Origin of the sequence: Pelosinus propionicus DSM 13327 (genome assembly GCF_900114615.1) — a bacterium.
Lineage (GTDB): Bacteria > Bacillota > Negativicutes > DSM-13327 > DSM-13327 > Pelosinus > Pelosinus propionicus.
In genome coordinates this window covers 45,662-69,310 of record NZ_FOTS01000007.1, presented here as the reverse complement: position 1 = coordinate 69,310, position 23,649 = coordinate 45,662, and the positions used below count along the sequence as shown (strand labels likewise).

At 39.0% G+C, this 23,649-nt stretch carries 21 protein-coding genes; 8 read left to right on the top strand and 13 right to left on the bottom strand.

Features of this window, described 5'->3' with window-relative positions; translation table 11 throughout:
* Window position 1 precedes the first annotated feature (1 nt).
* A complete protein-coding gene (locus tag BMZ99_RS05165; protein WP_090933617.1) occupies window positions 2-421 on the bottom strand; it encodes a MarR family winged helix-turn-helix transcriptional regulator in 420 nt (139 codons plus the stop codon).
* Between the two features lie 266 nt (window positions 422-687).
* Here BMZ99_RS05165 and BMZ99_RS26910 point away from each other — a divergent pair, with 266 nt between their 5' ends.
* Complete coding sequence (locus BMZ99_RS26910) at window positions 688-1,236, top strand: hypothetical protein (RefSeq protein ID WP_245754825.1); 549 nt, start codon at window positions 688-690, stop codon at window positions 1,234-1,236.
* A gap of 67 nt (window positions 1,237-1,303) precedes the next feature.
* On the opposite strand, the gene BMZ99_RS05155 is transcribed toward BMZ99_RS26910, so the two are convergent.
* The 7 genes from BMZ99_RS05155 to BMZ99_RS05125 all read right to left on the bottom strand — a co-directional run bounded on the left by BMZ99_RS05155 (window position 1,304) and on the right by BMZ99_RS05125 (window position 9,123).
* The gene (locus BMZ99_RS05155; RefSeq protein WP_090933615.1) at window positions 1,304-1,609 is read right to left on the bottom strand and encodes an antibiotic biosynthesis monooxygenase; all 306 of its coding nucleotides are present in this window, start codon (window positions 1,607-1,609) and stop codon (window positions 1,304-1,306) included.
* Window positions 1,610-1,671: 62 nt separating this feature from the next.
* A complete protein-coding gene (locus BMZ99_RS05150; RefSeq protein WP_090933613.1) occupies window positions 1,672-4,575 on the bottom strand; it encodes a sigma 54-interacting transcriptional regulator in 2,904 nt (967 codons plus the stop codon).
* A 237-nt stretch (window positions 4,576-4,812) separates the two neighbouring features.
* Complete coding sequence (locus tag BMZ99_RS05145) at window positions 4,813-5,646, bottom strand: class II fructose-bisphosphate aldolase (protein ID WP_090933611.1); 834 nt, start codon at window positions 5,644-5,646, stop codon at window positions 4,813-4,815.
* A 53-nt stretch (window positions 5,647-5,699) separates the two neighbouring features.
* Window positions 5,700-6,800, bottom strand: a complete 1,101-nt coding sequence (locus BMZ99_RS05140) for an NAD(P)-dependent oxidoreductase (RefSeq protein ID WP_090933609.1) — start codon at window positions 6,798-6,800, stop codon at window positions 5,700-5,702.
* A 25-nt stretch (window positions 6,801-6,825) separates the two neighbouring features.
* Window positions 6,826-7,299 carry a PTS sugar transporter subunit IIA gene (locus BMZ99_RS05135; RefSeq protein WP_090933607.1) on the bottom strand — a complete coding sequence of 158 codons (474 nt, stop codon included), beginning with the start codon at window positions 7,297-7,299 and terminating at the stop codon, window positions 6,826-6,828.
* Window positions 7,300-7,469: 170 nt separating this feature from the next.
* Window positions 7,470-8,744, bottom strand: a complete 1,275-nt coding sequence (locus BMZ99_RS05130) for a PTS transporter subunit IIC (protein WP_090933605.1) — start codon at window positions 8,742-8,744, stop codon at window positions 7,470-7,472.
* 73 nt (window positions 8,745-8,817) lie between these two features.
* Window positions 8,818-9,123, bottom strand: coding sequence for a PTS sugar transporter subunit IIB (locus tag BMZ99_RS05125; RefSeq protein ID WP_090933603.1), 306 nt, complete (start codon window positions 9,121-9,123; stop codon window positions 8,818-8,820).
* A gap of 434 nt (window positions 9,124-9,557) precedes the next feature.
* Between BMZ99_RS05125 and BMZ99_RS05120 the strand changes: the two genes are divergently transcribed.
* A complete protein-coding gene (locus tag BMZ99_RS05120) occupies window positions 9,558-10,058 on the top strand; it encodes a hypothetical protein (RefSeq protein ID WP_090933601.1) in 501 nt (166 codons plus the stop codon).
* Window positions 10,059-10,154: 96 nt separating this feature from the next.
* On the opposite strand, the gene BMZ99_RS05115 is transcribed toward BMZ99_RS05120, so the two are convergent.
* Genes BMZ99_RS05115 through BMZ99_RS05105 form a run of 3 tightly spaced genes read right to left on the bottom strand, consistent with a single transcriptional unit; the run spans window position 10,155 to window position 14,192 of the window.
* Entirely contained in the window at window positions 10,155-11,837 is a 1,683-nt protein-coding gene (locus tag BMZ99_RS05115; protein ID WP_090933599.1) for a [FeFe] hydrogenase, group A, read from the bottom strand.
* Window positions 11,838-11,841: 4 nt separating this feature from the next.
* Complete coding sequence (gene nuoF, locus BMZ99_RS05110; RefSeq protein WP_281246749.1) at window positions 11,842-13,719, bottom strand: NADH-quinone oxidoreductase subunit NuoF; 1,878 nt, start codon at window positions 13,717-13,719, stop codon at window positions 11,842-11,844.
* Complete coding sequence (locus tag BMZ99_RS05105) at window positions 13,716-14,192, bottom strand: complex I 24 kDa subunit family protein (protein ID WP_090933597.1); 477 nt, start codon at window positions 14,190-14,192, stop codon at window positions 13,716-13,718. The genes nuoF and BMZ99_RS05105 overlap by 4 nt, the downstream gene beginning before the upstream one ends.
* Window positions 14,193-14,411: 219 nt before the next feature.
* Between BMZ99_RS05105 and BMZ99_RS05100 the strand changes: the two genes are divergently transcribed.
* The 3 genes from BMZ99_RS05100 to BMZ99_RS05090 all read left to right on the top strand — a co-directional run bounded on the left by BMZ99_RS05100 (window position 14,412) and on the right by BMZ99_RS05090 (window position 18,229).
* Window positions 14,412-15,146 carry a GNAT family N-acetyltransferase gene (locus BMZ99_RS05100; RefSeq protein WP_090933595.1) on the top strand — a complete coding sequence of 245 codons (735 nt, stop codon included), beginning with the start codon at window positions 14,412-14,414 and terminating at the stop codon, window positions 15,144-15,146.
* A 130-nt stretch (window positions 15,147-15,276) separates the two neighbouring features.
* Window positions 15,277-15,645: an ArsR/SmtB family transcription factor gene (locus tag BMZ99_RS05095; RefSeq protein WP_090933593.1), complete on the top strand. Its 369-nt coding sequence runs from the start codon at window positions 15,277-15,279 to the stop codon at window positions 15,643-15,645.
* 10 nt (window positions 15,646-15,655) lie between these two features.
* The gene (locus BMZ99_RS05090) at window positions 15,656-18,229 is read left to right on the top strand and encodes a heavy metal translocating P-type ATPase (RefSeq protein ID WP_090933591.1); all 2,574 of its coding nucleotides are present in this window, start codon (window positions 15,656-15,658) and stop codon (window positions 18,227-18,229) included.
* Between the two features lie 107 nt (window positions 18,230-18,336).
* Here BMZ99_RS05090 and BMZ99_RS05085 read toward each other — a convergent pair whose 3' ends face one another.
* Both BMZ99_RS05085 and BMZ99_RS05080 read right to left on the bottom strand, forming a co-directional pair.
* Entirely contained in the window at window positions 18,337-18,657 is a 321-nt protein-coding gene (locus BMZ99_RS05085; protein WP_090933589.1) for a DUF1540 domain-containing protein, read from the bottom strand.
* A gap of 12 nt (window positions 18,658-18,669) precedes the next feature.
* Entirely contained in the window at window positions 18,670-19,212 is a 543-nt protein-coding gene (locus tag BMZ99_RS05080; protein ID WP_090933587.1) for an NADH peroxidase, read from the bottom strand.
* 193 nt (window positions 19,213-19,405) lie between these two features.
* On the opposite strand from BMZ99_RS05080, the gene BMZ99_RS05075 reads away from it, so the two are divergent.
* The 3 genes from BMZ99_RS05075 (at window position 19,406) to BMZ99_RS05065 (ending at window position 23,536) form a co-directional block, all read left to right on the top strand.
* Window positions 19,406-20,173, top strand: coding sequence for an NRDE family protein (locus tag BMZ99_RS05075; RefSeq protein WP_090933585.1), 768 nt, complete (start codon window positions 19,406-19,408; stop codon window positions 20,171-20,173).
* Between the two features lie 113 nt (window positions 20,174-20,286).
* Window positions 20,287-21,249: an L-lactate dehydrogenase gene (locus BMZ99_RS05070; protein ID WP_090933583.1), complete on the top strand. Its 963-nt coding sequence runs from the start codon at window positions 20,287-20,289 to the stop codon at window positions 21,247-21,249.
* Between the two features lie 319 nt (window positions 21,250-21,568).
* Window positions 21,569-23,536: a methyl-accepting chemotaxis protein gene (locus BMZ99_RS05065; RefSeq protein ID WP_090933581.1), complete on the top strand. Its 1,968-nt coding sequence runs from the start codon at window positions 21,569-21,571 to the stop codon at window positions 23,534-23,536.
* Window positions 23,537-23,649: the final 113 nt, after the last annotated feature.

Genomic DNA, 23,649 nt, shown 5'->3' with positions numbered 1-23,649 from the left:
TTTAAAAAGCCTCCGCATTAATTTTTTTAAGTATGTTTATTAATTGTTGATTTTCTTCAACGGAAAGAACAGAAAGTATCTGTTCGGTTAAATTCGAATGATACTGATGATGCTCAGCAAATGCTTGTTGGCCTTTTTGCGTTAACGTAATTAAATGTATGCGGCGGTCTTCCTTCACTGCCTCTCTTCTGGCATAGTCTTTCTTTTCCAGGCGATCAACAGTAACCGTAGTGGTACCAGTAGTGACCCCCAAATGCCCTGCAAGAGTTTTCATCTTCATTTGGCCATGTGTTCCCAATATCTCTATGGCATGAGCTTCTGATACTGACAGTTCACTCGTCTTGATTACGGAGTTTTCCCATGATGAAAATCCATTGAAAAAAGTAAATAACTCATGTGTCAATTCATCTAAAGAATCCATTATTCACTACTCCTTTGATTTCCTTATTATTTTAATTTATGATTGTTTGATATTCAAACTAATTTTACTTTATTGATCTTACTTTGTCAATTTAAATTGCTTTTAAAATACGCAAAAAAAGGAACAGATTTGCTGAATCTATCCCTTTAACCCTTCCAGACCACCCATCGGCAGACAGTCTGGTAAATTTTTATATGCGATTGATGTGTATATCTGCTTTTATCAGGCAAAACTACAGGAGTATATAAACGATAGGAGGTCTTACTGTGAATAATCAGATGTTAATGTGGTCTATGCTATTTCTGCCCTGGCTTACTTTGTTTTTTATGAATAAGGAAGAGGTGAAGCGTTTTATGCCTGCTGCGCTGTTCTCAGCGCTTACTAGCGTATTAGCTGTAGAGATGGGTGAAAGTCTAGGGTGGTTTATTTACGGACAGACAACTTATCCTTTAAGGACATCTTCTTATCTTATTTTCGGATTAAATTGTGTCACAACTATCTGGCTTTTTCACTTCATTTATGGTAATTTCGGAAAATATATCATAATCGATCTAGTACTAAACTTAGGATTTATCTATTTACTTCATATCTATGTTCTTGGTAGTAGAGGGATTTTTCATGAGATCGGCTTAACTCCTTTTAGAAATGCATTAATTACTACTGCCGATGGTGTTTTAGTATATGCTTATCAAATGTGGCAAGAAGGTATTTTCGTTCATTATGAAAAAGCCGAGAGAATAAAGAACCTGCAACTTTTACAGCCAAAAGCTGCTAAACCATTGGACCCTGAAAAGCAAGAGGATAATGAGCATTAAGGATTCTCAATTACGCTGATTATCCCGTCCGTTTTTTGACCTTTTTTTATAGACTGCTTTCACTTTGTCAAAAAGAGTCTGCAAGAGGAGCAATAACAGAATGTGCTACTCCTGCGCGTGGTCGTGCCATCCAATCGGCCACTGTATCTCTCCATTTTAAATAATGAGCTGTCCTTTTATGGTCTGCAGCAGCCTCCTCTGAGGAGTAGGCTTCATAAAGAAAAAACCTGGTTTCATCACTTGTGCACCGCAGTACATCGAAGCGAAGATTTCCTTCCTCTTTTATTGAATTTCTGTGATTATCAAGAGTAGCTTCAATAAAATTAGATATAAACGGTTCTTTTACATAAATAGTAACGCATGTAACAATCATCTGTATTCCCTCTCCTTTGTATATTGTCGAATGCCCTCATCAAAGGCTTTACCATGCAGAATTTATGAAAATGAATTATACAAAACTTTAATAAATTCAAAACGATTTTTTGCCTTTAGAAATTCATCTATATTATTTTTCTGTTTAAGTAATTTGAACAAATCATTAATAATATTAATGTCATCATCTTTTACTGCAAGAAGAAATACTAAATTGACCAAATTTTTGCTGTCATCCCACTCAATGGCTTGGCTTAACCTTGCAGAAATAATCGAAGTTTCATTAACAAATGAGGGTAATCCATGGGGAATGGCTACATTCTTCTTAAAACACGTACTACTCATATTCTCTCTTTCAAATACGGAATCTATATAACCTTTTTTAATAAAACCGTTATTAAAAAGAACCATACTCATGGTTTCAATTACTTCCTGCTTTGTTTCACATGCTAAGTCAATCATTATAAAATCTTCTCTAAAACTCTTCTTAAGACTATTGTAATTCTTTTGTTTTAATACCTGATCTAGAAGCATCTTTTTGTCTTGGGTAAAATTGTTTTCAAAGGGTATAAAGTTGATTCCTTCTATGTACGGATTCATCGTACCAATAATCGCTGGAATCGTATACTGTTGTTTTAAATTGTGTATTTCCTGCTTTACGTTAGCCTCTAATATGCTTAAGGAAATTACTTTTATGTGAGGGTAATTTACAGCTAAAAGTTCTTTTATTTTTATAGCAACTCCATGACCTGTAAGACACATAGCAATTAAAGCTAAGGGCTTATCCGAATGATTCGTTGACACCATATGATAGGTGTGTTTGGAATTCATTATATCGTAATAAATGTCATCAAGGGTTTCCTCGGATATATATACTTTTCGAATTGCTTCCATAACAGAAACAAGGTCTACTCTATCAATAGTGCGAGTTTTAATACCAGTTCTTTTTTCAACGATTTCTCCAACATTTAGCAGCGATCCCATATCAACAAAAAACAGTATACCACTTTGACTATCCAAGGTTTTAGAAATTTCAATGATTTGCTCAAAGATCTTAATTGGATTCACATTGAAAGGCATATCTACAGCAATAGGAAAATCTACATTCATCATTTTATTAGCAACAGCTATCATCTCTGATGCTATTTTGCCATGAGAAATGACAATGATATTGATCCTGCTTTTGCTGCTCCTGGGTTTTAACAGCTCATTAATATACATTGCAATGAACCCGACTTCGCCTTCGGGAATCCTGACTTTATTGATAGCCTCCAAATCATATACCAGACTGCATGCCATATCATATTCTGATTTGAGGTTTTCTTTTATGTAGATAAGATTGGGATTAATGATATCTTGTTTAAAATTAATCCTTTTCATCGCTTCACTGATGTGAATCGCTAAGTATATTGCAACCTTCTCATTTACCTGTAATTGAGAATGATCTTTTTTAATCCTTTGAATAAACTCTTTTACAACAACAGCAATATTTTCACCTACAAGATATTTTAATTCCTCTAGAGAGGTTACATTCTTGTCATTATTCGAATCAATTCCCATCATGCTAAAATTACTTAATATAAAATTCCAAATGATTTTTTCTATTTCAGCGGATGTAACGTTTGCTTTTTTCAATTCATAATATTTTTCTTCAATTTTTTCATAAATATCTTTTGGCAGTGAGTAATGACTATTGTTTGCAGTAACAAGGTGCTCCCCCTTATTTGTTGTGTTTGGAATGAATAGCATATCCTTAAAGGTAACTGTGAGCTTCGTCACCTGCATTTCGGAATTTTCTGTATTATTGCTAAAGAAATTATGATACAACATCTCATTAAAACCAATATTAATTTCATCCCTGCTGTTGTTCATTTTCTCGACATAAGCATTTGCGCAGGTTACTTGAATCTCACTTTTGAGTTGACCTATATTACCAAGATATTTTTTTTGAACAAAGGCTTCCATAATTTTAGCCTTTACAAAGATTTTTAAATGAGTCCGATTTGATTCTTCTTGAAAGAAACTGTAAATCAACTGAATCTTCTCTTTGATAGATCTCTCTTTTAGAGATGGCAGTTCTATAATCATAGGAATTCTTCTTCGGAATGTTAGAAGCAGGGAGGATTCAATATTCTCAGTAGTTGCACCGATAAAATAAATTTGCGCCTTTCGGTCGCTTACAACCTCACCAAGTCTCCTAAATTTTCCTTTATCCAAAATAGAAAATAGCATTTCCTGCCCTTTGGGAGGCAGGCGATGGATTTCATCTAAGAACAATATTCCTTTATTGGCACGCTCTACAAGGCCTTCTGTATCTTGATTTGCTCCTGTAAAAGCCCCTTTCTTGTATCCATATAGCATGGACAGTAAAAGTTGAGGATTATCACTGTAGTCAGCACAGTTTAGTGATACAAAAGGACCATCCACTTCTATTATTTTCTTCTGCACTGCATACTGATAGATGCATTCTGCAAACAAGGTTTTACCAGTCCCGCTTTCTCCAATAATCAGGGTAGGGAGACCAAAGGGCGGATATAACACCGACGCTTTGCCTTGTTTGATATTATTAGTAAGACTTCCATCATAACCTGTTAAATTCTGAAAGCTATCTATTTGCATTTTTTCTTCAGCACGCGACTGTAACTCTTTTGTTGTTCGTTCATCGCATTCACTATTTATGATCTCCCCGATATAGCCCCTAGTTACTTTAAATCCCTGCAGTTTCAATTTGGCAACAAGACTTGCAATCGTTAGATCCAAGTTATTCGTCGTTATTAGATCTACAGCCTTTTTCACGTTCATTCTTTTTCTGTCTCGAGAACTGGGGATATTCAATTTTTTTCTAATATTAGTAACGGTTTCCCGTAAGATGGATAACTTTTGTGATATTTGCTCATCCGTTAATGGCTCTTGGGGGCGTTCATTTTTAATTAATTCCGTAATGCCTTCCTGGTTGCCTTCCGCCATATTTTTCTCCTTATCAATATAGTGATGTAATGACATTATTATAACGCAAATTAAAAAATACAGGTTAGAATACACAAAAAATCATTACATTTTTCCACATTTTTTTACACTAAGTTACAATCGTTACCCCAGTAAAAATAAATTCGTCTACTATCTACTTTCTAAAAGAGATATGTAAGCTGATAGGAGTAAGCTTACATATCTCAAAATAGAAGAAATTTATACGCTATTAAATTACTAGGCTCTCCCGCTTGCTCCAAACCATTGTATGTAGTGTGCCAGTTTATCAGAGTAACCTTTAAACATAAGATTGCAGGCTTCTGTTATTTTACTTATTTCTTTTGCTTTTATGGACTCTTGAAATAAAGTATATCCCGCCATATCCAAATCAGTATATAAATTAAGCTTTGTTATTCCATACCCGATGGCTTTTTTTAAATTTCCATCTCCTGTGCCTGAGCATCCATGAAGTACTAAGGGAACGTCTACTGCATGATTTAACCTGCTCAGCAAATCAAACTGCAATTCAGGCTTTCCTTTATACACACCATGAGAAGTTCCTACAGCAACCGCAAGGCAATCCACACCTGTCATTTCTACAAATTGAATTGCTTCTTTTGGGTCTGTAAGCCCTTGATCCTTGGTTTCTGTATAGTCACATCCCTGCCCAACATGACCTAATTCTGCTTCTACTGTTACCCCTACGGCATGAGCAAACGTAACAATTTCTTTCACGGCTTCTACATTCTTGTCAAAAGGCAAAGTTGAACGATCAACCATAACCGATGTAAAGCCGGCTCGTATCGCCTTCACTACTTGCTCTAACTCTTGTCCATGGTCTAAATGAACTGCAACCGGTACCGAAGCGTTCTTTGCCAGTTCAACGGCAATTTTGCCAAATTCAAAAATATCAGCCATTACAGGATAAAGGGCAATGATGATCGGCGCTTTTTCTCTTTCGGCAGTCCTGATTGCTGCTCTTATGCTATCTTCATTCCATGCATTAGGAGCTGCCACCCCGTAAGATTTCTTCTTGGCATCTGCCAGAATGCTTTTCATATCTGTAAGCATACTTTCACCTTCATTTTCTCTATATTTTATTCTAAGGCACTTATATCTGCCGCTTATTTATTTTTCTTAATTTCAGCGGAATTAAAGCAAGTAGCAAGGCTGTCTTCCTGGAAGAATGGCTTCATCGTTCCTTCTAATATGGAGGCTGACCCTTCTGAAACATCTTTTCTTTGCCCTGCTAAATGAGGAGTCAGAATCACATTGTCCAATTTGACTAAAGGGCTGGTCGCAGGCAAAGGCTCTGTATAATATACATCCAGGGCTGCTCCCGCTATTTTCCCCTTCTGCAATACATCAATCAGCGCTTCTTCGTCAATAATTTCTCCTCTTGCAACATTGATGAAGTATGCAGAAGGTTTCATCTTATTAAAGAGTTCTTTGCTGATGATGCCTCTGTTTGATTCAACGGGGGGAATGTGAATGGTTATAAAATCGCTGTTTACAAACAGCTCCTCCAGAGTACATACCGTGCCATACTCACCTAATATCTTTTTATCTAAAAACGGATCATACACTTGTACGTCCATACCAAGTCCGGCTGCCTTCTCAGCGACTTTCCGCCCTATTTTACCAAGGCCAACCACGCCAAATTTTTTATTTTTAAGGGTAAGTCCTCTAAAGGTTTCGTACTCTTCCCAGCTTGGTACTTCTCTATTGAGATCGCCTGCCCATCTGCCCTCTTTTACGTACCGATCAGCTCTCAATATATTTCTGCAAAGCGCCAAAGCGAAAGTGATCGTAAGATCCGATACTGGTTCAACGGACCGTCCTGGGGCATTAAAGAAATAAATTCCTTTATCCGTAACAGCATCTACATTTACACTTACAGCATCAGATCTGCAGCAGCCAATTGCAATTAGATCTTTGCCTGCCTCAATTACTTGCTTTGTAACAGGAGATGTATGAACCACCAGTAAATGCACACCATCAATTCTGCTGATCAGTTCTTGGGGATGCCCACAATATTCGGTAACACTGTCATCGCCTATATCGTCTTTTTTTTCTCTGCTCATTGGTTTGTCCATTACTTGATCAAATGAATCGATTTCATAATCATAACCTTCCAATACACGCTTGGTAGCTTCAATCAGATCTTTTGTTTTTACCCAATCGTCTCCCACGACTAATGCTTTTATTTTTTTATCTTTATTCATACTAACGTCCTCCTCTTATTTTGCTTTAATCAGCATTTACGATCTCAGCTACAAAGATCTGTAACGCTTCCTCTGCCGATTTTACACCATAGAGTTTTTCAATATTTTCTTCTACCTTGCAATAATTAACAATATTCTTCAAATAATTGATATGACCATTTTCACCCTTTAGTGCCAGTAAAAACAGAATTCCAACATTCAGTTTGGAATCACTATTTCCCATCTCAGAAAACTCGATTAGCTGATCGGATATCCCCAGTACAACCGACTGCTTTATTACATTCTCGTGTTTAGAATGAGGAATTGCTATAGCAATTGGTTTGGTTGGAAGACCAGTAGGATAGGTATCTTCCCTTTCAATTGTTGCATGTTCATAATGTTCATTGACATGCCCCTTCTTTAGCAAGTACTCTGATAAAGAATGTATTGCTGCTTCTTTTGTTGTTACGTTCCTTAACATTACTACATCATAAAATATAGTATCTGCTTCATTGCTCATATTTCCCCTCCTCCTAGTCTTTTGACATTAGCTGACTACCTGCTTACGCATCTTCTTATCATGAATTTTCTCTTATAAGTCGGATGTATAAGCGTATCTTTTCATATTTGCAGCTATATAGCTGCAAAATGAAGAAATCTTACTATAACAAACTCATTTATATGTGCGCGTTAAAAACCAAATATCCAAGAAAACAATCCATATACTAAAACCAGTCCAGGAGTACCTGCCGCATCCCAATTGGACACTAAACCTTTAGCAGCATCATATCCCATGGAAACCGCCAAATGTGTCATAGGACCTGCCATGAAAGTAGCTCCCCAGCAGAAGAGACAAACGATCAGGGATAATATGATAATGTTATGAAATATGTTTCCCTCTGTGATCGCATTCACCGCTGCACTCTCCCAGAGAACGATGATTAAGCTTACGGATGAAATCATCTGATTGCCTGGAAGTATGACCGATATGAGCAATGCTAACGGATACATAATAAGTGTTGTAGGGACGACTGCTGCATGTCCAATAACCGTCGAACAATCAAGTGCGATACGCACATCATCTCGTTTTAGCTTACTTACCAATATCTGTCTTGCAGCTTTAATCACCGGGAACCAGCCCTCCACCAGAATGGCCGCCATTCTCGGAAGAAGAAGAAATGCAGCTGCCATTTTTACTCCAAGCAACAAGGAAGGCATAATACCGACTTGGCTAAATAGTCCAATTACAATACCCAGTATTGCTCCCATGACTGTTGTCTCTCCAAATATTCCAAATTTCTCTTCAATTGTTTCGGCCTTAATATTAATATCCTTGATAATGGGTATTCTTCTCAAAACCCATTCAATTGGTATAGCAATGCATGCCTGAAATGAAAAGTGACTGCCATGAGGCCATGAGCCTCCAGGAGGAAAATTATTGATTTTTTCTATATATGGCGCCGCAATATCTGCAGCTTTTACATCAATGATGAGAAAGATTACAACAGCAAACGTGGCAATCCAAAAGTTGCCGGTCGTAACACCGATCATTCCTGCCAGAAGCATCGCTCTCCATGTATTAAAAACATCAACATAGATGGTCTGGGTAAATCTTACGGAAACTAATATTATATTTACGATTAAAAATACGAGTACTCCAAAATAACCATATGTATTGCCAAAAGCATATCCGACAGAACCCCAGCCAATATCTACTATACTTTTATTAATGCCATACAAAGAGATCATATTGCTTATTGGATTTACCATGGCGGTCTGTATCAAATCTACAATTAAGAATAGACCTGTAAGCCCTATAGAAACTTTCAAAGCACCGAGTACAGCTTTCTTGATTGGTACTTTCACAAGCAGAGAGATTGCAATAATAATACCCAGTATAGTGACGGTTGAATCAAATCTAAAGAACGCAGACAGCCCACTGGTAATTGAACTTATAAATTCCATTTTTCACCCTCCATACATATTCTCTTTACCATCACAATATCTTAAAAAATCTAAATCCAGCTATCAGAACCATTTATTTTTGCATAATGTTTTTCACTTCATCCACAATTTGATCCAGTGCTTTTTTTGCAGCCTTATCATCTAACATGATGCCTAAAGCCCTTATCATTGGCACGGGGTATGCTGCCTTCATTTCCACAGTTGTAACAAGTAAGTCAGCCCCGCTGATCGCTTCGTCTACATCACTCACTCTGCATAAAACGATTTTGACATTTTTTAGACCTTCCTGTTTGATTCGATCTTCAATTTCTTCTTTTAAGTAATTGGATGTACATATGCCTGCTCCGCAGCAGCAAAGGATTGTCACTTTTTCTTTCATGCTCACATCTCCTCCAGATTTTATTTCACCTATAAATATATGCAACTATCGTGCCAGTTACAAATTTTACATATATACTCCTTATAAACACTATTATCTGAGATTATGAATAGTAATGTAATTACATTACTATTCATAATCCTGGCCCAGAAACATACAAAACTAATCAAAAAGAGCACCTACTTCTATTTTAAATGATAAAATACAATATTTTAATCATTATAATCTAGATTCCTTTGGTCTCAGAATCATCTTCCACCATCCACAACGTGATGTATACTATACCAATGAAAATACTAAAAATAAGATAGTAATATATTTTAAAGTCCGTATATACTAACCTATAGAAATCAAACTCTAACGAAGTACGATTCCTCCAAAATTCTATTAAATACTGACACCTATATAGAAACAAAGAAGGTGAAGCAGCATAAATGAGCAGTCATCAATGGAATATTCAGGCACGTGCTTTTCTGATTCCCTATACTCCATTTAGCCATAACTTCTGGGCATTATCGAATTCCAATCATAGGGTAACAGATCAGCTTCATGGCCTGGCATTTAATATAAAATCCAAAACAACCAAAGCGATCGGAAGCTCCTCAGATCATTTACAAGTATTTCGTGACGCTGGAATATCTTGGTCTTTGCAGTTTAATCAGCCAATAACATCCTGCATTACAGGTGATAAAGCAGAGATCAATGAACGATGGCAAGCAGCAGTCAATGCAATTCCTGCTATCAATGCATTACAGCTGCGTTACCCTAATTTGTGGGAACATTTTTACAAAAAAAACTGCAATTCTGTTTTTAATACCCTAGGACAGATCATGGGGATTGAATCCCCCTCTCTCCTTCTTCCCACTTGGGCACCTGGAATTCACTTAGTCATTTCACAAGATATCATCAATTATTATTGCTACAAACAGCGTTAGTCTTCGAGACAAAAAAGAACAAACAGAAATTGATCCTAACTGATCCTTCTGTTTGTTCCCTTATCAGAACCCTTTTATTGAAACACAACGTGCATCTTATTTGAGGTAATTCACATGAAGCAGCTTATGCACCTTATCCTTTAGCATGCCATCATAAAGCTCTTTTATAATCGGATTCTCTTCCGATCGTTTTATATTGCTCATCCGATCCGCATTATAGAGTCCTGCTCCTCTATTATACTTTCCATCTCTATTGGTAACCGGCTGTCCCGCTCCCCCGATACAGCCTCCAGGGCAAGACATCACTTCAACAAAATCATATTGTTTTTCGCCTGCTTGTATGCTTCTGATTAGATCATCCGCATTTTTTAGACCGCTGACAATTGCAATTTTTACCTCACGTCCATTACAATCAATCCTTGCTTCTTTTACGCCCTGCATACCCCGTACACCTGTAAAGGCAATTGCTCGCAGCCCAAATGCTGATTTATCATCGGAAAGCCGTCTAATTACTGCCTCAGTGACCCCTCCGGTTACGCCAAAAATGATCCCAGAACCACTAGTGGTTCCAAAAGGCATATCCACAGCTTCCGGTTCTATTTCAGAAAAAATAAGGTTCGCTTCTTTAATGAGATGGATCAGCTCTTGCGTAGTGATCACATAATCGACGTAGGGGACACCGTCTTCTTTAAATTCATCTCGTGCTGCTTCCTGCTTTTTGGCTGTACAAGGCATAACTGCAACAACAACGACTCTCTTTTCATCATCCCTATGATGTTCTTTCAGAATGGATGCCAGCATCTGCATTGGAGAGCGGCATGTAGATATATTTTTGAGCAGCTGAGGGTAATTCAGTTCAGCATACCTTACCCAGGCAGGACAACAAGAGGTGAATAGAGGCAGCTTGTCTCCAGTTAGCAATCTTTTACTAAACTCTTCTGCTTCTTCCAACACGGTAAAATCCGCACCTGTAGATGTATCGAACACTTCATCAAAGCCAATCCGTCTTAAAGCAGCAACAATCCTGCCCATCACATTTTGCCCCTCGGAAAAACCAAGTTCTTTTCCGATGCCTACCCTTACTGCAGGAGCAATCTGTACAATTACTTTTGTATTGTTATCACTTAATTCCTTCCAGAGTTTCGCTGTGTCATTTCGAACAACGATAGCACCTGTGGGACAGACAACAGAACACTGGCCGCAGCCTACACACTTGGTATTGGCTAGAGGCTCGTCAAATGCTGTACTTACACACATCTTTGATCCGCGAAAAGCAAAATCGATAGCTCCCACATTCTGCACTTCATTGCACATTCTCACACAGTCACCGCATAATATGCATTTGCTTTTATCCCGAACAATGCAGAGAGAAGAGGTATCAAGTTCGGAATCTTCCGAAGTGTTGTGAAATCGCACCTGTTTTATGCCAAAACGCTGCGCCAGCTCCTGTAGCTTGCATTTTCCATTTTTCTCACAGGTTGTACAGTCACGACAGTGATTGGAAAGCAGCAGCTCTAGAATCATCTTTCTATATTTCCTCAGCCTTGGCGTATTCGTGCGAATCTCCATACCAGCCTTGGGTGGTGTCGAACATGCCGCCTGAATCGAACCCCACTGATCCTCTACCACGCACATACGACAGGCGCCATAAACGGATAACTCCGAGTAGTAACAAAAAGTTGGAAGGTCAATTCCCGCCTTCCTGATTACATCCAGGATATTTCTTTCTCCATTTATTTCTACGGGCATATTATCAATTACCATAAATTCTGTATTCATTGTGTCATGCCTCCTTGATTGCTTTGAAGGCACATGACTCTATACATGCACCGCACTTTATGCATTTATCCGGATCTATCAAGAACGGCTCTTTTAATTTGCCGCTAATTGCCCCCACCGGGCATAACCTGGAACATTTTGAACAGCCACGGCAAAATTCTGCAGCAATATAGATTCTTTTTAATTTTTGGCAAGTTCTTGACGGACATCTCTTTTCTACGATGTGAGCTTCATATTCTTCTCTGAAGTTTCGAATGGTACTGACAACAGGCAATGCTGCAGTTTTTCCCAGACCACACAGTGCCGTCGATGAAATCGTGTCTGCAAGCTCCAATAACATATCTAAGTCTTCTATAGCACCTTGCCCAGAAACGATACGATCCAGGATTTCAAGCATACGTTTCGTCCCCTCACGGCAGGGTATGCACTTGCCGCAAGATTCATTCTGCGTAAAATTCATAAAGAATCTTGCTACTTCTACCATGCATGTATGCTCATCCATTACCACTAGCCCACCAGATCCGATCATCGCTCCCGCCTTTTTAAGGGAATCAAAATCTAAAGGCAGATCAAGCTGTTCTTTGGTCAGGCATCCACCGGAAGGTCCGCCTATCTGAACCGCTTTGAAATCATGACCTCCTCGCATTCCGCCGCCAATATCAAATATCACCTCACCAAGGGTGGTCCCCATTGGAACTTCAATAAGACCTGTATTTTCGATATTTCCTGTCAGAGCAAAAGCCTTTGTTCCCGGACTGTTCTCCGGTCCTATGGCTTTATACCACTTAGCTCCCCTGTGAATAATAAATGGAACATTGGCAAAAGTCTCTACATTATTAAGGACAGTAGGTTTATCAAAAAGACCATGTTCAACCGTTCGAGGAGGCTTAACTCTTGGCATTCCCCGCTTACCTTCAATTGATGCAGTAAGAGCACTTCCCTCGCCACAAACAAATGCTCCTGCGCCTTTACATATTTTTATATCAAAGTCAAAACCTGAGCTTAGTATATTCCGTCCAAGAAGTCCCTTCTCTTTTGCTTCACAAATTGCTGTTTCCAGTCGGCTAACGGCAAGGGGATATTCCGCCCGTACATAGATGTAACCTTCCGATGATCCGCAGCCTACGCCAGCAATCATCATTCCTTCCAGTACCCTGTGAGGGTCTCCTTCCATGATACTCCGATCCATAAATGCGCCAGGATCGCCCTCATCACCATTGCAGACAATATACTTTACACTGGAATTCTGCCCCTTTACCTGCTTCCATTTACGGCCTGTAGGATATCCGCCGCCTCCCCGCCCTCGTAAATTGGATAAATCAATTTCCTTTACAACCTCTTCCCGACTCATATCGAATAAGGCTTTTGTAAATGCTCCGTATCCCCCAATTGCCAAGTATTCATTGATCGATGTGGCATCAATATGCCCACAATGTTCAAGTGCAAGCCTAGTTTGTTTTTTATAAAAAGGAATCTCTTCTTGCGTGGGATACATCACTCCTTCTTTTTTATAAGCCAAACGCTCAATAAAGGTTTCATTAATGATTGATTTTTCTATAATCTCAGCACAGTCCTCTGGCTTTACTTTTATATATAACCATCCCTGCGGTTCTATTCGTACCAGCGGGCCCATTTCGCAAAAACCATGGCATCCGCTCTTTTTGATTCCTATCGATTTGTCATGAGGCTCCTTCTCTAAGGTCACCGTACAAGGTACATTATACTTTTCATTGGATTTTATCAATTGCTCATAAATCTCAATGGCCCCACCGGCCACACAACCCGTTCCGGCACATACCAAGATCTTTTTTATTTGCATACTAAGTGAATCGGTATATGCTGTACAAGCATTTTTAAAATCTTCTCTGTTTAAAAACATCATTCTTCCTCCTTAAGCCTCATAAGAAGTTCCTGTGCTTTATCCGGCGTCATGGCAGGATATACCTGATCATTTACGGTAAGCACAGGTGCTAGACCGCACGCCCCAAGACAGGAAACGGTTTCAATGGTAAACATAAGGTCATCCGTTGTTACCTTGGCTTCCGTAAGTCCAAGCTGACTTTTTAATCGTTCCAATATCGGGATGGATTTTCTCACATGGCACGCCGTTCCATCACATATTTTTATTACATATTTTCCTTTTTGTTCTAGAGAAAAATTTTCATAAAAAGTAGCTATACTATATATTTTGGCCGTGCTGATTCCTAAATTTTCTGAAAGATAAGAAAAGGCTTCCTTGGGCAGATATCTGTATTTTGCTTGTGTCTCCTGCAATATAGGTATGATACAGCTTTTCTCATATCCATATTTCTGTAGAATTTCGTCCATTTCCTTGTTATCTACTACCTCCGACATTTGACTCCCTCCCATATTTACCACTTGACTGATTCCTTATCTGATTTATGAATAACCTATATGAATGTATTCCCACAAAAAGACAATATTCCTGCTCCATCCAATAGAAGATATCTCTTCCAGGAATATTCACTCAAAAATTCTGCATTCGGTGTTACGTATATTGTTTATGTAGCATATAATATATCAGTTCTCGTAAGTTTAATTGGCGGTGATTGCATGAGTAATGAAGATCTGATCAGTAGTCACGATACTTGGGAAATGACAGTCATCCCCGGGGGAATCATTGAATGGGTCGATAGTCAATCATCTATTTTCATATTGGAAGATCCTCTCATTGAAAGCAACACTATTCTGAAGTCGTTTCGAGATCATTCTCTACTAGCTGATCCTCTTAAAATTGATACGTTAAATTCAAATTATACGTTAATTCATAAGCCCTTATCTTATGAATATCAACCGCAAATTATGGGGTTTAATTCTGCGTATGGTCCACTATTACAATTTTTACAAACTGACGCATTTCTTTATGAAGAAAAAGGCAACACATGCACTACCTTATTTTTTGAAAGTAATGCAAATCAGCTAGTAGGGTTTTGTTCAACAAAATGCTCATCGTTAAAAGTTAAAGGAAGAAAAATAATAAGCCTCTGTCCATCTATAGAAGTGGCAGCGTTATGCATTGACGATCACTATCGATATCTGGGCATCGGGCAAGCAATCTTTAATCATACGATCCAGAAAATATTTAAGATTCAAACGCTAGTAGGAGTACAATTGATTACCCTATTCGCTCTGCCAGAGGCAGTAGCCTTCTATCAAAAATTCGGCTTTCGTAAACTGGGAAAAGGAATGAAAGTACTTTACACTTCCGTTCACGAATGTTGCGTCCCTATGTATTTTCCTCTACCTCACATTCCTGTTAAAGAACGATATACTGCAATCGTAAACTAACTCCATGGAATTATCCATGGAGTTTACTAATGCTTTTATTTTTTAATTGTCACATTTAAGCTTGACTTCTCATATAAATAATTTATAATACAACATATGAATATATGTTCATATGTTAGGGAGTGAGAATTTGCAAACAAAAGAATGTCCTGACGATATTTGTGAGCAGCTCTGTGAGCATCCACAGACTATTTGTCTAGCTAAAAAAGAATCGATTTCTGACAATGAAGCACAGCAAGTCGCTGAAATCTTTAAATTACTTGGTGATACCACCAGAGTGAAAATACTACAAGTTTTAAGCAAACGGGAGCTGTGTGTATGTGATATTGCAGCAGTGATCGAAATGGGCCAGTCTGCCGTTTCTCATCAGCTGCGGCTTTTACGAAACGCTCGACTTGTTAGGTACCGCCGTGAGGGAAAAATGGCTTGGTATTCCTTAGATGACGAACACGTCCGTTCATTACTCTCTCAGGGTATCGACCATATTAAACATCGATAGGAGTGAGACCATGGCAAATAAAACTCAATTCATAGGGGAGACAAAACATTCCTGTAACGATAGCTGCTGCTCTGAATCCAGTGCAGCATTGACACAGCCGGAAATACCATCCTGCAGCTGCTGCTCGCCAGAGGATTCTCCCACTGATGCTGATAGGAATCATACGGGACACCTAGATGAAGAAGCCGATGCTATTGAAGAGCATTGCGATTGCTGTTCACACCCAGCTGCTCCAGCTACTGCTAAAAGTGATATTAGCGTAAATAACTTTACCATTACCGGACTCGACTGTGGAGACTGCGCTATTAAATTGGAAAAAGGTCTCAGAAAGCAAGAAGGTATTCTGGACGTGAAGGTCAACTTTGCTACTGCAAAGATGAAAGTGACGCATAATCATACTATAATTCAAGCTGCGGAAATTGCAAAAATCGTTAGCAGTTTTGGATATAAAGCCAGTCTAATAAACGCTATTAATCAACAGTCCCAATTTCATAAGTCTGTCTTTACCGTCTCTGGACTTGATTGCGGTGATTGCGCTAATAAGCTGGAAAAACATCTCTCCACTCTTACTGGAGTGCACTCAGCAAATGTAAACTTTGCTGCCGCAAAATTAACGGTAGAGCATGCAACTACCGATTCTGCTATTATACAGGCAGTCTCACAAGTAGGTTACAAAGCAGAAATGAATACCCAATCGATACAACATGCCAAAATCCAGGAGGAATGGTGGAACAATCCTAAAACCCAAGCTACAATAGGTTCCGGAATTATACTAGCAATCAGCATGATCCTTGATTGGCTGGCTATTGGTGATATCTTCATTGTTCCCTTATATGTTCTAGCTGCCATTATCGGCGGATACAGCACCGCGAAAAGTGGCTTTTACAGCATGCGATCCCTTACTTTTGATATGAATTTTCTGATGACAGTAGCTGTTATTGGAGCTTTTGCCATAGGAGAGTGGGGAGAAGGGGCAACAGTTGCTTTTTTGTTTTCCTTTGGCAACACGCTCCAAACCTATACAATGGATAAAACAAGACAATCGATCCGAGCTCTTATGGAATTAGCTCCAGCGGAAGCTTTAGTTGTGCGTAATGGACTGGAACAAAAGTTACCTGTAGAAGAAATAGTGATTGGCGATCACATTATCGTAAAGCCTGGTGAACGTATTGCTATGGATGGTATTGTTAAAAACGGAACATCTGCTGTGAACCAAGCGACAATTACAGGAGAATCCTTACCGGTAGAAAAAACAATCGGGGACGGGGTATATGCGGGCACCGTCAACGAACATGGTGCATTAGAAATTGAAGTTACTAAAATTGCTACCGACTCTACTCTTGCCAAGATTATGCATTTGGTTGAAGAAGCACAGTCACAGAAGGCTCCCTCCCAACAGTTTGTTGATCTGTTCGCAAAATACTATACACCAGCAGTATTAGCAATTGCTGCTGGAATCATGGTCGTACCTTGGCTGCTCTTCAATCAGCCATTCTCTCCGTGGTTCTACAAAGGTTTGGTTCTTCTTGTTATATCTTGCCCTTGCGCTCTGGTTATTTCCACACCTGTGTCTATCGTTTCAGCTATTGGTAACTCTTCGAGAAATGGTGTTCTTATTAAAGGTGGCGCCTACCTAGAGCAAATGGGCACCATACGGGCCATCGCCTTTGATAAAACGGGTACCTTAACTCATGGCCATCCCCGAGTTACAGATATTATTTCTATAAACAGCAGTCAAGAAGATGTTTTAACCACTGCAGCCTCTATTGAAAAATGGTCTGAACATCCATTGGCTGTTGCAATTGTAGAAAAATCGGCAGGGTTAACATTACGATCAGTAACCAATTTTAAAGCCTTGGTAGGACTAGGGGCACAGGCCGATATAAACAGCCAAACTATATTTATCGGCAATCCACGCTTGTTTGAAGATTTGGGATTGGATTTATCTCCATATCAAAAACAAATCACCGATTTGCAGCAGCAAGGCAAAACTCTTATGCTGCTTGGAACCCAAGATAACCTCCATGGTATGATCGCAGTGGCTGATACTCTACGGGAAAATAGTAAGGATGCCCTTGTACAGCTTCGGGAAGCAGGCATAAAACATATTGCCATGTTGACAGGCGATAATCGACAAGTAGCTGGCTCGATCGCAAAAGAACTAAACATTGATACACTCTATAGCGAGCTATTGCCTCAAGATAAGGTTGCAACTATAAATGAGTTATTAACTAACTATCAAAATGTTGCTATGGTGGGCGATGGAGTCAATGATGCTCCTGCAATGGCTGCCTCTACAATTGGCGTTGCCATGGGGGTGGCGGGCTCAGATACGGCTCTGGAAACAGCCGATATTGCGCTGATGTCTGATGATCTTGGAAAACTAGCCTATGTAATCAAACTCAGTAATAAGACACTATCCATCATTAAGCAGAATATCAGTTTTTCAATCATAGTGAAAGTCATTTTTGTTATTTTAACTTTCACCGGTATAGCAAATTTGTGGCTAGCAGTTTTCGCAGATACAGGTTCATCTATTCTAGTAACATTAAATGGAATGCGTTTAATGCGAAAAATAAACTAATACTGCGCAAAAAATAAATGAAGCTCACTCATACATCAATAAGAGTGAGCTTCATTTATTTGGGGGATCCTTATAAGTAGATGTTTCTTTTCCTATTAAGTTACCTGCTACTCTCTTTGCTGAAAGCTGGAACACTCCGTTTGCGTATAGAACTCGACTCTTTCTCCGCTCACTTGAATCTGGTCAAGCGTACAGAGTCGATTGTCATTATAGCTGCAAGCAGCAACAGTACATTTTAAACAATCACAAGAGCCCATACTTAACGTATTGTTTGTCAGTTCAGAGTAATGCCGGCTGTCTAAAAATGAACCACAACAGGTATCACATTCTTTTTTTGCAGAACCGCCAACAATATCAATACAGTTTGCATAACATTCACCCGATTGATTATGGGAACAGTTCATAACTTTACAATTGATTTTTGCCATGTTAATTCCTCCTCACTTAAAATATCGATCGAGTAAGCCTGCAAAAGCGCACCCATGCCTAGCTTCATCCTTACACATCTCGTGTACAGTATCATGAATCGCATCTAAATTATGCTGTTTTGCCAATGTCGCTAGTTTCTTCTTGCCATCACATGCACCATACTCTGCTTCTACCCTTGCTGTTAAGTTAGCTTTGGTATCTGCCACAACGACCTCCCCTAAGATCTCGGCAAATTTAGCAGCATGATCTGCTTCTTCATAAGCAATACGACGATAAGCCTCTGCGACTTCTGGATAACCTTGCCGATCCGCCTGCCGGGACATAGCCAAATACATCCCAACCTCTGTACATTCTCCCATAAAATTGGCACGTAATCCTTCAACAATTTCTCCAGGTATATCCTTTCCTATGCCAATGCGATGTTCATCTGCCCAAGCTAATTTTCCAGTCATTTCTTTAAACTGTTCTTTACCAGCTTTACAAATTGGACATTTGTCAGGCGCTTCTTCCCCTTCGTGAACATATCCACAAATTGTACAAATAAATTTTTTCATTCCGTTTCCTCCCAGTTTATTTAAAAAGATCATTATCTTTAATGGCTAGTATTTGTTAATTCTCCCAATACAATACCAGCTTGAATTCCTACTGGCAAAAATACAATATTTCCTTGGGATTTTTTTATATTTATCTTGAAGGTGCCAGGTATTTTTTTGGAGAACCTTAACATAAAGGGAGGTCATTGCTAACATGTGCTTAATTCTATTTGCTTACAAATATCATCCCAACTATCCTTTGATTATTGCTGCAAATCGAGATGAGTTTTATTCTCGTCCCACATCCCCAGCCCACTATTGGTCGGATCAACCTGATATTCTAGCTGGAAGGGATTTAAAAGAACTTGGTACTTGGATGGGAATCACTGTTCATGGACGCTTTGCAGCCCTAACCAATTATCGAGACCCTAGCCAGCATACAGTAAATCCACTCTCTAGAGGACATTTAGTTGCCAATTATCTCAAGAATCAGCAATCACCCCAGGAGTATTTGGAAGATATCTGTAAACAAGCTGATCAGTATAATGGTTTTAATCTCCTTGTTGGCGATCTACACTCCTTATGGTATTATGGGAACAAACAAGGACAAGTACATCCCATTGTTCCTGGAGTCCATGGACTTTGCAATCATCTATTGAACACTCCCTGGCCTAAATTAGAAAAAGGTCGTCAGCAATTAATACAATGCCTGACTAAAGAGGAGGTCTGCGAAGACGATCTATGGCATATTCTGACCAATGAAGAAAAAGCCGCTGATGATCTGCTGCCAAACACAGGGGTTGGCTTGGATTTAGAACGTACTCTCTCCCCGATTTTTATTGCAAGTCCAGAATATGGAACACGGTCTTCTACACTCTTACTCATCAGGCAAGATGGCTGGGTCACCTTTGCTGAACGAAAATATCATTCCTCCCAAAGTTCATGGCAAGATTCCACATACAATCTCCAACTCAAGCTATAACAGTATAAAGTCAAAAAAGTATAAGCAACTTATTTTTTTGACTTATAGAAAACTCGGGATTAAAATGTTTGTATCATTATAAATAAATCAATTAAACTGGAGGAAATTTATCTATGAATGCAACCAAAAATAAGCTTGTCATTGTTGGTACGGGTCATGTAGGCTCGGCAGTATTAAATTGTGCATTATCCTTTAATTTTGTATCCGAAATTGCTGTAATCGATATTATCAGTGAAAAAGCCCAAGGTGAAGCCTTAGATTCCACACACTCAATCCCTTTTTCCACTGGCACAAACGTAAATATCCATGCTGGAACGTTTGAAGAGTGCAAAGATGCACGAGTGATTATCATCGCTGCCGGCCCTAGTATTCTGCCAGGTGAAATTCCTGATCGCCTAACGCTTGCTGGCAGAAATGTAGAAGTGATGAAGGATGTAATGACCTCCATCACCCAATATACCAAAGATGCTGTTATCATCATGATCACCAATCCCTTGGATATTATGGTCTATTATGCGCAAAACTTCTTTGGTTATCCTAAGAATAAAATCTTTGGTACTGGAACAACCCTTGAAACGGCACGTTTTAGAAGTATTCTAGCAAATAAGTATAAAGTAGATCCTAAAAATATCCATGGTTATATGCTTGGCGAACATGGTAATTCCGCATTCCCAGCTTGGAGCCTTGTCAATATCGCTGGAGTTCCTTACAATCAGCTAGACAACTATTTCCAGCCTGATGAGTCTCTAGATCTAGAAAAGACTGCTGCTAGTGTTATCTCTGTCGCCTATGATGTTCTCAATCTTAAAGGCTGCACGAATTCTGGTATTGCAATGGCAGCTTGTCATCTTGCCAGAGCCGTTCTATTTAATGAACGTAGTATCTTTCCTGTCTCTACCACTCTCCAAGGAGAATATGGTTTAAATCATGTTGCCTTGAGTCTTCCCTGCCTCATTACAGAAGAAGGTATCGAAAGACGCATTGAGGTCTCCCTATCCGACGAGGAAATAAAAAAACTTCAGCATAGTTGCCAAAGCATCTCAACTGTCATGAAGTCCGTAGGATTGATAAAATAATCTCTCTTATTTTAAGAGATTGCTTTGCTTTATTAGCAATGAAAGTTAATATTACAGAGAAAGCTAATGTCTTTTGCACATTAGCTTTCTTTTGTATCATTTGCATACCTCTCTACTGACTCATAGATACATATTTTTCCTCCCTAAGAAGGATTATTAGATAAAACGTCATATATCTATAGTTATGTAAAATTGTAATCCAGCCATACATATGATCATTTGCATTTTATTCTTCGGCAATAATATATGCGGCACAACGCAGTGCCAATTTAAAAATTGGTTACAATTTTAAAGTTATACTAGACTAGGAGGGAAAAGGATGTCAATTAAAACAAAAACACTCCTTTTACTCGTGGCTGCCCTGCTCGTATCAGGAATCATCGTTGGCAGTACAGGAATTTATATGCTATATAAGCAAACACTGAGCAGTACGGAGTTAGCCATGAATAATCAAACGGAACAGCTTGCAAGTCAAGTAGAAGACCTTTTTGAGGCTTTTGCAAAAAGCGGAAAATCCTATGGTGTTGATAGTGATCTACAATCTAATAATCCTGCGCAAATACAATCTAAAATCAATACCTATTATGGAGTCTCCTGGGGTATTGACCGATTGAATGTTCTGGATACAAAAGGAATTCGAATTGCTATTTCTCCCTACGATGCTAAAGTAATCGGTGATAATTTATCAGATCGAAAGTTTTTTAAAGATACCATAAGTACCCAGAAATCTCAGCTTAGCGATATTATTATCAATCGAGTAACTGGAGTTCCCTCTATTATTCTCACCCAACCGATAACAGTGAACAATCAACTTACTGGAATGGTACTGCAAGCAGTCAACTTAGATACCCTGCAGAATTTTTTAGCTGAAGTAAAAGTAGCATTTTCAGGGGTCGTCGCCATTGCAGCTGATGATGGAACTTTAATCGCTCATACCAACAAAGAGATTATTAAAGAGCAAAAAAAGATTCCTGAGAACTTAATGAAACGCTTCAAGGAGCAGCCTGGACATTTAATAAACGACACAGATATTGCAAATATTGACTCTATGATGCTGGCAATTCCAATAAAAAATACAAACTGGCTTGCAATAGTAACATTACCTACAGCTGAATTTCGTATTGGCTTTTACTCGACAGTCGCATGGATGATTGCTTCGCTGTGCCTCGGCTTACTCATTGTTGGCCTAATTGCTTGGCGATATCTTTTCAAAACATTACATCCCATTGAAACGTTAGTAGTGGAAGCTACTAAAATATCCGAAGGGGACCTTACTCTTACCTCACTTGGATTTGAAACCAATGACGAAATTGGCCGTTTAGCACAAAGTTTTGAAAAAATGACTATAAATTTACGATCACTTATGCGGAAAATAGCTGAGGCTACAGAGCAGGTAGCCTCTTCTGCAGAAGAACTAAACGCAAATGCTGAACAGTCAGCTCAGGCTGCCACCCAAGTCTCTGCATCCATTTACCAAACGTCCCAAGGAACAGAAAAACAAACCGCAACATCTACTACTACTCTTGCCTTAGCTGAACAAATTACCGCTAGTGCACAAAAAAGTGCAAACGATGTCAAACAGGCATCCGATATCACAGATAAGGCAGCTCAAGCCGCATCCGAGGGTAGCCACGATGTAAGAGAAGCAATAACGCAAATGGATCAAATCCAACGAACAGTCAACGCTTCTTCTAATGTAGTAACTGAATTAGGGTATCGTTCAAAAGAAATTGGAATGATTATGGAAACAATCTCTAATATAGCAAAACAGACGAATTTACTCGCTCTCAATGCTGCTATTGAAGCTGCCAGAGCCGGAGAGCAAGGTCGCGGTTTTGCCGTAGTAGCCGAAGAAGTCCGAAAACTAGCCGAGCAATCACAAGCCGCTACTGAAGAAATTGCAGAGCTGATTCATGATATACAAGAAAAAACTGAGCATGCAGTTCAATCCATGACTACTGGTACATCCGAAGCACAAAAAGGTATGGATGCCGTCAATAAAGCTGGCAAAGCATTTAAAGAAATTGAGCAGCAGGTTCAAGATATTGCCGCTATTTCTAAAGAAACAACAACCGAACTTGAGCGCTTAGTCACAAATAGCACACAAGTACTTTCTGCTGCCCAAGAAGTTAATAGCATTAGTCGCGATATTGCAGGGCAAACACAAAATATTTCTGCTGCAACCGAAGAACAATCAGCAGCTATGCAGGAAATCTCTTCTTCCAGCCAAGGATTAGCCCATTTAGCAGGGGACCTGCAGCAATCCGTCCATCAGTTTAAAATATAGCTTGCGCCTTAAAATAGTCTTTTCGGTCATAATACTCATATAAAAAGCTGATTCCGATGTTTGGGATCAGCTTTTTATATGAGTATTCCTATAGGGTATTTTCAATTCCATTT